General features: G+C 63.6%; 5 protein-coding genes and 1 pseudogene. All 6 read right to left on the reverse strand.

What is annotated here, in order from left to right; genetic code table 11:
* Window positions 1–151 (reverse strand): annotated as a pseudogene (locus DBR20_RS22740) (two-component sensor histidine kinase); the annotation flags it as partial.
* Window positions 114–791: a response regulator transcription factor gene (locus DBR20_RS06560; RefSeq protein ID WP_025874286.1), complete on the reverse strand. Its 678-nt coding sequence runs from the start codon at window positions 789–791 to the stop codon at window positions 114–116. The pseudogene DBR20_RS22740 and the gene DBR20_RS06560, both read right to left, overlap by 38 nt.
* An 8-nt stretch (window positions 792–799) precedes the next feature.
* Window positions 800–1,273, reverse strand: coding sequence for a hypothetical protein (locus DBR20_RS06565; protein ID WP_108265613.1), 474 nt, complete (start codon window positions 1,271–1,273; stop codon window positions 800–802).
* An 89-nt stretch (window positions 1,274–1,362) separates the two neighbouring features.
* On the reverse strand, window positions 1,363–1,839 hold the full coding sequence (locus DBR20_RS06570; RefSeq protein ID WP_108265614.1) for a hypothetical protein: 477 nt from the start codon (window positions 1,837–1,839) through the stop codon (window positions 1,363–1,365).
* Window positions 1,840–2,093: 254 nt separating this feature from the next.
* Window positions 2,094–2,972 carry a 30S ribosomal protein S6--L-glutamate ligase gene (gene rimK / locus DBR20_RS06575; RefSeq protein WP_108265615.1) on the reverse strand — a complete coding sequence of 293 codons (879 nt, stop codon included), beginning with the start codon at window positions 2,970–2,972 and terminating at the stop codon, window positions 2,094–2,096.
* Window positions 2,973–3,042: 70 nt separating this feature from the next.
* A complete protein-coding gene (locus DBR20_RS06580; protein ID WP_229979541.1) occupies window positions 3,043–3,318 on the reverse strand; it encodes a hypothetical protein in 276 nt (91 codons plus the stop codon).
* Window positions 3,319–3,493 lie beyond the last annotated feature (175 nt).

The following is a 3,493-nucleotide window of genomic DNA, read 5'->3' on the forward strand; positions in this document are numbered from 1 at the left end:
ACGCGAACAGTGTCGTCAGGCAGAAGCCCAACAACACGAACGAGACGATGATGCGGCTGCGCAGGCGCCGCCGATAAGGCGTGCGCCGGCGCTCCCCCTTGCTTGCCACAGAATCAGGCTTCCGGCGTGGCGATGCGGTATCCGATGCCATGGCGGGTCTGGATCATCGGCACTTCAAAGGGCTTGTCCACCACGGCGCGCAGGCCATGGATGTGCACGCGCAGCGAATCGGAATCGGGCAGTTCTTCGCCCCATACACGGGTTTCCAGTTCCTGCCGGGTGACCACGGCCGGGGCCGCTTCCATCAACGCCTGCAGGATCTTCAGCGCGGTCGGGTTGAGCTGCAGCAGCTTGCCCTGGCGGCGCACTTCCAGCGTATCCAGGTTGTATTCCAGATCACCGGTTTCCAGCACGCGGGTCTGCACGCCCTTGCCGCGACGCGACAGGGCGTTCAGACGCACTTCCACTTCCTGCAGCGCGAACGGCTTGATCAGGTAGTCGTCAGCACCGGAATCGAAGCCGGCCAGTTTGTTGTCCAGCGAATCGCGCGCGGTCAACATCAGCACCGGGGTCTGCTTGCGTGCTTCGTTGCGAAGCTTGCGGCAGACCTCGATACCGTCCATGCCCGGCAGGTTGAGATCCAGGACAATCGCGTCGAACTCGTGCACGACAGCCAGATGCAACCCGGTCACTCCGTCGGCAGCGAAGTCCACGGTGTGGCCCCGGTCCTCCAGGTAGTCGCCCAGATTGGCCGCAATGTCGCTGTTGTCTTCGATTACCAGGATTCTCACTGTCACCTCTAATTGACGAATTTACCGACGCGCTGGGCCTGGCCCATGTCGCGCTGTGCCTTGTCCTTCTGCCGAGCACGCTCGGCGACGGTCATGCATTGCGTGGACGACATGTTGGAACCGATGGCCTTCTCACGTCGGCATATTAGACGACTATCTTCACGCGCCTGTGTCAAAACGGTGTTCACGACCTGCTGATCGTTGAAGACCTCAGTTCGTACCGATTCAGGCATCGCGTCCCTGGTCGGATACTGCTCGGCGGCGGCGCGGATGCGAACCAGGGTCTCACGGACCTTGCCGCGCTCTTCCTGGCGCAGTTCGGAATAGGTTTCGCCGTCGTTGAGCTCGATCTCGATGCGCTCAACCTGCTGCAGCAGCGGCTTGCCCGGCAGGAATACCTCTTCGGCACTCTTGGCCCCTGCCGAGGCAGCAACCAGGGCCAATGCCGAGACCAGAACCGCTGATATCACTGGATGCTTCATGACAAACGAATCCCTGTTTGAGGTGAACGCCGACTGTATGCGGATGCGCGCTCTGCCAGCAAGTGCTGGCAGGCAGGGTGCAGGTGGCCCTAAAGCTTGGAATCCGGGTTCAAATTGCTGTAGGTGCGCTGGTCATTGAGCAGGGCCTTGCCCTTCTCTTCGATACGGCGCCGCTGGGCGACGGTCAGGCAGCGGCTCTTGGGCATGTTGCTGCCCGTGGTGCGCTGGTACGAGCAGATCTGGCGACTGTCGTTGTGGGCGCGCGTCAGGATGCTGTTGACCCGCTCCTGATCGTTGAAAACGTCATTCTGCACCTGCGGCGGCAGCTCCTGGACGGTCTGGCGGTCGCCCACCCGCTGGGTGATCCGCGCCAGTGCCTGCTGGACCTGACTGCGGTCCTCGGCAGAGATTTCGTTGTAATCGCCCTGCTGCAGGGCTTTTTCGACCTGGCGGACCTGCTCGGCCACCGGACTCTGGCGGTCCATCTGCACAGCCGCTTTTTCCGGCTTGGCCAGTGCAACGCCAGGCAGGCACAGCAACAGCACGATCATCGTGGTGCGGTACATCGCCAACCTCCCGATCCTTCGGAACGAAGGCCCAACTCTACGAGTGTCCCCGCGCGCCCACAAGGGACCCTTGGCAGGGGGCACCGGACATAAAAAAGACCCAGGCGGTGCACCCGCCTGGGCCTGAAGTTGTATCCCAATACCGATCCTGCTGAGAGGCAGAGCTGCGGTTCGTTGAAGGCTACGCCCGGGGCGATTAAAGCGGTGTTAAACCCGCCAACCCCGCCTGAATTAAATTTCAAACCACTGAAATATCAGGGTTTTCTGATTTTCTCGACATGCTCGATGATGCGCGCGGCCACGTCCACCCCGCAGGCAGCCTCGATCCCTTCCAGGCCCGGGGTGGAGTTCACCTCCAGCACCAGCGGGCCGCGCTCGGAGCGGATCAGATCCACGCCACAGACGCCCAGCCCCAGTGCCTTGGCAGAACGCACCGCCACCTGCTGCTCGGACCGGCTGGCCTTGGACGCCACCGCAGTGCCGCCGGCATGCAGGTTGGAACGGAAATCCCCTTCCGGGGCCTGGCGCTGCATCGACGCCACCACCTGGTCGCCGACCACGAAGCAGCGCAGGTCGGCGCCCTTGGCCTCGCCGATGAACTCCTGCATCAGGAAGTTGGCATACAACCCACGCAGGGCTTCGACGATGCCGCGCGAAGCGCTGGCCTTCTCGGTGAGGATCACACCGCGGCCCTGGGTGCCTTCATTGAGCTTCACCACATGCGGCGGCGGGCCGAGCATGGACAACAGGTCGACGGTGTCATCCGGGTTGTCGCCAAAGACGGTGACTGGCATGTCGATGCCCTTGGCCGCCAGCAGCTGGTGCGCCCGCAGCTTGTCGCGCGAGCGCAGGATCGCGTCGGACGGGTTGGGCGTGCGTGCGCCCATCAGTTCGAACTGGCGCAATACGGCGGTGCCATAGCGGGTGACCGAAGCGCCGATGCGCGGGATGACCGCGTCCACGCCAGTCATCGGCCGGCCCTTGTAGTGCATGGAAAAGCCGTCCGCGGCGATGCGCATGTAGCAGCGCAGCGGATCCAGGATGCGTACGGTATGGCCGCGCGCGCGCGCGGCCTCGACCAGCCGACGGGTGGAGTACAGCCGGGTGTTGCGGGACAGGATGGCGAGCTTCATCGCAGTGGGATCGGTCGGCAGGCGCGCAGCATAGCGTGGCGACGTTGCGTCTGGATGATGTGCAGGTGCCTCAGCCTGACGCCTTCCGCCGCGCGTCGCAGAACCCGCCCTCCGCCGTGGCCGGGCAGCACCGCGCGGCTTCTCCCAGCGCCGCTACGCAGGCCATCTGGATGGTCGATCCGCTGAAGGCCTCGTCGTAGATCTGACCAATCAGCTGCGCCGCCCGCGGGCCGCCGGCACGCCCCAGCGCCCTGACCACTTCAACCTGCTTGGCCGAGCCGATGCCGGCCGAAAGGAAGATCCGATGCAGCCGTGTGACAACGTCATCCCTGCTTTCCACGTGCATGTTTCCATCTGAAAGAAGTCTGGACGCTAAGCGGGCCGCCATCGGTGGGCCATAGGGATTATTGAAAACCGGTGCGTGCCAGCAGCATCAGAGCTGCCTGCGCAGCAATGCCGGCGTCAACCGGGTCATCTTCAGGGTCAGCTTGCGCAGCGATGTCGCATTGGCATAACCGACC

It is taken from the genome of Stenotrophomonas sp. HMWF023 (genome assembly GCF_003060985.1).
In the GTDB taxonomy this organism is placed as follows: Bacteria; Pseudomonadota; Gammaproteobacteria; order Xanthomonadales; family Xanthomonadaceae; genus Stenotrophomonas; species Stenotrophomonas lactitubi.